Consider the following 5,051-nt stretch of genomic DNA (forward strand, 5'->3'; position numbering starts at 1 on the left):
GTGTTTGGAATTATTGGTATGATACTTGGATCTCTGGATGCTGTCCGGCAGAAGAATATAAGGAAAATGATTGCGTATTCCTCTGTAGCGCAGATAGGCTATATTTTTATGGGGCTTGGCCTCGGTTCAGCTGCGGGTAATGGGGCAAGTATTTACCACATCTTCGCCCATGCGGCGGCAAAATCCCTGGTTTTCGTGGCGGCTTTTGGTCTGATTAAAGCTTCAGAGGGATGTATGGATATCGGCGGGCTCAGAGGCGCTGGATTCCGAAATAAAGTAGCCGGCGTGGGGTTTGTGGCCGGTTCCCTTTCCATGGTGGGCATCCCCGGGTTTGCGGGCTTTGTCAGCAAGCTGATGTTTGCGGAGGCATCCCTGGAAGATGCGGCCTATGCGATCCCGGTGCTGGCGGCTCTGGCAATCAGTACGGTATTGAATGCGATTTACTTTATGAGAGTGGTCCTGATCCTGTATACTCCCTTAAGTGAGGAGGAGAAGGCGGCAGGGCAGAAGGAACAGACCATGGGCAATCCCTGGCAGTTTAAGGCGGCCATCGCAGGGGGCGTGGCCCTGAACCTGTTCCTGGGCATCTGTACGGCGCCTGTCATGGGGGTGGTCCAAAAAGGACTGGAGATCTTTGGATAAGGGGGGGCCTGCCAGAGGTGTGCAGTGACCGGCAGAAATCGTTTTATGGCAGATAGGAGGAAATATGTACATACAGGCATGGATTCTATGTTCAATCTTTATACCGGCAGTGGCAGGGCTTCTTTTCCTTGTGCTTCCTGCCAAAAAAATGGAGGAGAAAAAGATGTCCTTTGCGGCGGTGGCCGCACTGGCCCTTACGGTGGGGGCAGTGGCCCTTCTGCTGGTTTCGTACGCCAGGGGGGCGGAGGCACAGCTGACGTTATTCCAGCTGACAAAGGGGCTGGACATTTCCTTTCGGCTGGATGGCCTGGGCGCGTTTTTTCTGGGGTTTATTGCGTTTGTCTGGCTTCTGGGCGGGGGTCTTTTCCATGGAGTACCTGCACCATGAACACCATAAGCGGCGGTTCTGGGGCTTTTACCTTCTGACCCTGTGTGCGCTGCAGGGGCTGAGCCTGGCGGGAAACCTGGTGACCATTTATCTCTTTTTTGAAATGATGACCCTGGTGTCCATGCCATTGGTTCTGCATACCCAGACCCACGAGGCGGTCATGGCGGGCATGAAATATCTCTTTTACTCCATGTGCGGGGCTTACATGGCTTTGTTTGGGGTGTTTGTATTCTATCACTTTGGAACCAGCCTGGACTTCCTGCCCGGAGGCGTGATGGACCCGGCGGTGCTGGCGCAGAACGGGACCATCCTGCACCTGGGGTTATTCTTTATGATCCTGGGGTTCGGCGTGAAGGCCGGTATGTTCCCCATGCAGGCGTGGCTGCCCACGGCCCATCCGGTGGCTCCGGCCCCGGCTTCCGCGGTGCTCTCCGCCATCATTGTCAAGGGCGGGGTGCTGGCGGTGCTGCGTTCGGTGTATTACATTGCGGGAGCAGAGTTTCTGCGCGGCAGCTGGGTGCAGTATGCGTGGCTGGTGCTGGCCCTGATCACCATCTTTCTGGGCTCCATGCTGGCCTTTCGGGAACCGGTGCTCAAAAAAAGGCTGGCCTATTCCTCGGTGAGCCAGGCTTCTTACATCATGCTGGGCATGGCCATTTTAAACCCCACGGCGCTTACGGGGTCCCTGCTCCATGTGCTGTTCCATGCCTTCATCAAGACCGCCCTCTTCCTGAGCGCAGGGGCGATCATTTACCAGACCGGATATACCCGGGTGGACCAGCTTCGGGGGATTGGAAAAGAGATGCCGGTGACACTGTGGTGCTATACCATTGTCTCCCTTGCCTTAATCGGGATCCCGCCGGCCAGCGGATTCATCAGTAAATGGTATCTGGCAGAGGGGCTTTTGGAGAGCGGGGTAAAGACCTTCTCCTGGCTGGGGCCGGTGGTGCTTCTCGTAAGCGCGCTGCTCACGGCAGGGTATCTGCTTCCGATTACAATCGATGGATTTCTGCCCGGCAGAGAGTACAATTATCAGGCGCTGAAAAAGAGGGAGCCCTCAGCCAAAATGGTGGTGCCCCTTTTCATCCTGGCCGCGGGGGCGCTGCTCATGGGCCTGTTCCCGGGCAGCCTGGTGGAATTTCTTGGAAACATTGCAGCGGCAGTGGTATAGGGAGGTGAGGACATGAACGAAAAGTTACTTATATTAGCAGTGGTTTTCCCTATCGTGATGGCGGTCTTCATTCCCCTCATTCCGTTCCGGAAACGCGCGCACATGGAAGTTTATATTGAAGCCGTCGTGATCCTGACCTCGGCCCTTGTCCTCCTGCTTTTGTTCAACCGGCCGGGGGAACTGGTGCTGCTGCAGTTTTCGGAGAAAGTGTCTTTTGCATTGAAAATCGACGGGATGAGCATGGTGTTTGCGGGCCTGATCTCCATCCTGTGGCCCATTGCCACCCTGTATTCCTATGAGTATATGTCCACGGAAGAGCGGGAACAGCCCTTTTTCATGTTCTATACCATGACCTATGGCGTGACCTTGGGCATTGCCTTTGCCGCGAACATCGTGACCATGTATTTCTTTTATGAGATGCTGACCCTGGTCACCATTCCCCTGGTGCTGCACACCTTTACCAGGGAGGCGGTCCTGGCGACCCGGAAATATATTTATTTCTCCATCGGAGGGGCGGCCCTTGGCTTTATGGGGATGGTCTTTTTAGTCCGCTACGGGGACCCCTCCGGGTTCACCCTGGGGGGCATCCTTACGGGGCATACGGCGGGGCTGGGGATGGACCTGGTGCTGCTGCTGTATGTGATTGCCTTTCTGGGCTTCAGCATCAAGGCGGCCATGTTTCCCTTCTATTCCTGGCTTCCGGATGCGGGCGTGGCGCCCACTCCGGTGACCGCGCTGCTGCATGCGGTGGCAGTGGTAAAGGCGGGGGCGTTTGCCGTGATCCGGCTGACCTATTACTGTTTTGGGACGGAGCTCCTTCGGGGAACCTGGGCCCAGAACGTGGTCATGGTCCTGGCCATGTTTACCGTGGTGTTCGGCTGCAGCATGGGTGTGAAAGAGACCCACATGAAGCGGCGGCTGGCCTTTTCCACGGTGAGCAACCTGTCCTATATCATCTTCGGGGCCACCATCATGACGCCGGCCGGGCTTCTGGGTGCGCTGTGCCACATGGTCTTCCATGCGGTGATGAAGATCAGTGCCTTTTTCTGTGCCGGCTCCATTATGCACCAGACCCACAAGCACTATATTTATGATATGGACGGCTTCGGGAGGAAGATGCCCTGGGTGTACGGGGCCTTTACGGTATCGGCCATCGGGATGATGGGAGTGCCGGGGGGCTGCGGGTTCATCAGTAAATGGTACCTGGCCAAAGCGGCCCTGGGTAGCGGGAACTACCTGGCGTGGGCCGGTGTGGGGTGTCTTCTCATCTCGGCGCTTTTGACGGCCATCTATATGATGACCATTGTCATACGGGGATTTTTCCCGGAGAAGGGGGTTGACGAGAAAGCCCTGGAGGGGGTGAAGGACCCGGGGTGGCAGATGGTGCTGCCGCTGATGCTGTTCTCCATCGCAATCATCGGGTTCGGGGTCTATTCCGGGCCGCTGACGGACTTCCTGACGAAGGTGGTTAACGGTGTATTTTAGAAGGTTATCAAAGGAGTATCTTAGGAGGTGGCACGCTTGAATGAAATCCAATTGGCAGTCCCGGTATTTTATCCCATGGCCGGCGCACTGCTTACCTATCTGATCGGAAGGAAGTCCAAAGAGGGCAGGAACTATTTTGCAGACTTTGTGGTCATAACGGAATTCCTGATGCTGCTTTACGGGGCAGTGCGCCTGCAGGGCACGACAAACATCCTGGAGGGGGTCTGCGGCATGGGGCTTTCCTTTGCCATGGACGGCTTCCGGGGAATCTACGGGGTGGTTGCGGCATTTATGTGGATGATGACCATCGTGTTTTCCCGGGAGTATTTCGGGCATTACCGGAACCGGAACCGCTATTACCTGTTCCAGCTGGTCACCCTGGGGGCGACCATCGGGGTCTTTCTTTCCGCGGATTTATATACGACTTTTATCTTTTTTGAAATCATGTCCTTTACCTCCTACGTGTGGGTGGCACAGGACGAAAGGAAAGAATCCTTAAGGGCGGCCCAGACCTACCTGGCGGTGGCGGTCATCGGGGGGCTGGTGCTGCTGATGGGGCTCTTTCTGCTCTATACGTCCGTGGGGACCCTGGAGATCGGGGCGCTCTTTGAGGCCTGCAGAAACTTCCCGGATAAAAGGATGCTCTACATTGCCGGAGGCTGCATGCTGTTCGGCTTCGGGGCAAAGGCGGGCGCTTTCCCGCTGCATATCTGGCTGCCCAAGGCCCATCCTGTGGCACCGGCACCGGCATCGGCGCTGCTGTCCGGGATTCTGACCAAGGCGGGCGTGTACGGGATCCTGATCATCAGCTGCTACATGTTTTACGGGGACGAAAAATGGGGCAGCCTGATCCTGGCCCTGGGCGTGGTGACTATGTTCGGGGGTGCGGTGCTGGCGGTCTTTTCGGTGGACTTAAAACGCACCCTGGCCTGTTCCTCCATGTCCCAGATCGGCTTTATCCTGGTGGGGACCGGGATGCAGTGCCTGTTGGGGGCGGAAAACGGACTGGCGGTGCACGGGACCTTCCTGCACATGATGAACCATTCCCTGATCAAGCTCGTCTTATTCATGGCCGCCGGGGTGGTCTTTATGAACATTCACCAGCTGGATCTGAATGAGATCCGGGGTTTTGGCCGCGGGAAACCGTTTTTGAATGCCGCGTTCCTTATGGGGGCCCTGGGAATCGGGGGAATCCCACTGTGGAACGGCTATATCAGCAAGACCCTGCTCCATGAGAGCATTGTGGAGTACTCGGGGGCACCGGTTTTTGTGTTTGTGGAGTGGATGTTCCTGATCAGCGGCGGGCTTACTGTGGCGTATATGCTGAAGCTGTATATCTCATTGTTTTGGGAGAAGAATAGGGAT

5 protein-coding genes are annotated in these 5,051 nt (G+C 56.3%); all 5 read left to right on the forward strand.

Translation table 11 applies throughout. From position 1 onward, the window contains the following. Positions 1-642 (forward strand): proton-conducting transporter membrane subunit (locus tag HMPREF0240_RS23040; protein WP_035314747.1); only part of this gene is annotated, 642 nt, incomplete at its 5' end. 64 nt (positions 643-706) lie between these two features. After that, complete coding sequence (locus HMPREF0240_RS25340) at positions 707-1,030, forward strand: hypothetical protein (RefSeq protein ID WP_009005794.1); 324 nt, start codon at positions 707-709, stop codon at positions 1,028-1,030. Further along, entirely contained in the window at positions 1,011-2,201 is a 1,191-nt protein-coding gene (locus tag HMPREF0240_RS23045; RefSeq protein WP_347462643.1) for a proton-conducting transporter membrane subunit, read from the forward strand. Before HMPREF0240_RS25340 ends, HMPREF0240_RS23045 begins: the two co-directional genes overlap by 20 nt. Positions 2,202-2,213: 12 nt before the next feature. Then, complete coding sequence (locus HMPREF0240_RS23050; protein ID WP_009005796.1) at positions 2,214-3,686, forward strand: proton-conducting transporter membrane subunit; 1,473 nt, start codon at positions 2,214-2,216, stop codon at positions 3,684-3,686. A 36-nt stretch (positions 3,687-3,722) separates the two neighbouring features. Further along, a partial coding sequence (locus tag HMPREF0240_RS23055; protein WP_035314749.1) for a proton-conducting transporter membrane subunit occupies positions 3,723-5,051 on the forward strand: 1,329 nt, incomplete at its 3' end.

It is taken from the genome of Clostridium sp. D5 (genome assembly GCF_000190355.1).
In the GTDB taxonomy this organism is placed as follows: Bacteria; Bacillota; Clostridia; order Lachnospirales; family Lachnospiraceae; genus Faecalicatena; species Faecalicatena fissicatena_A.

What these genes read in the sequence shown, in the direction of transcription:
- HMPREF0240_RS25340 (WP_009005794.1), top strand. Translation starts at nt 707, where the DNA reads ATGTACATACAGGCATGGATTCTATGTTCAATCTTTATACCGGCAGTG.
- HMPREF0240_RS23045 (WP_347462643.1), top strand. Translation starts at nt 1,011, where the DNA reads ATGGAGTACCTGCACCATGAACACCATAAGCGGCGGTTCTGGGGCTTT.
- HMPREF0240_RS23050 (WP_009005796.1), top strand. Translation starts at nt 2,214, where the DNA reads ATGAACGAAAAGTTACTTATATTAGCAGTGGTTTTCCCTATCGTGATG.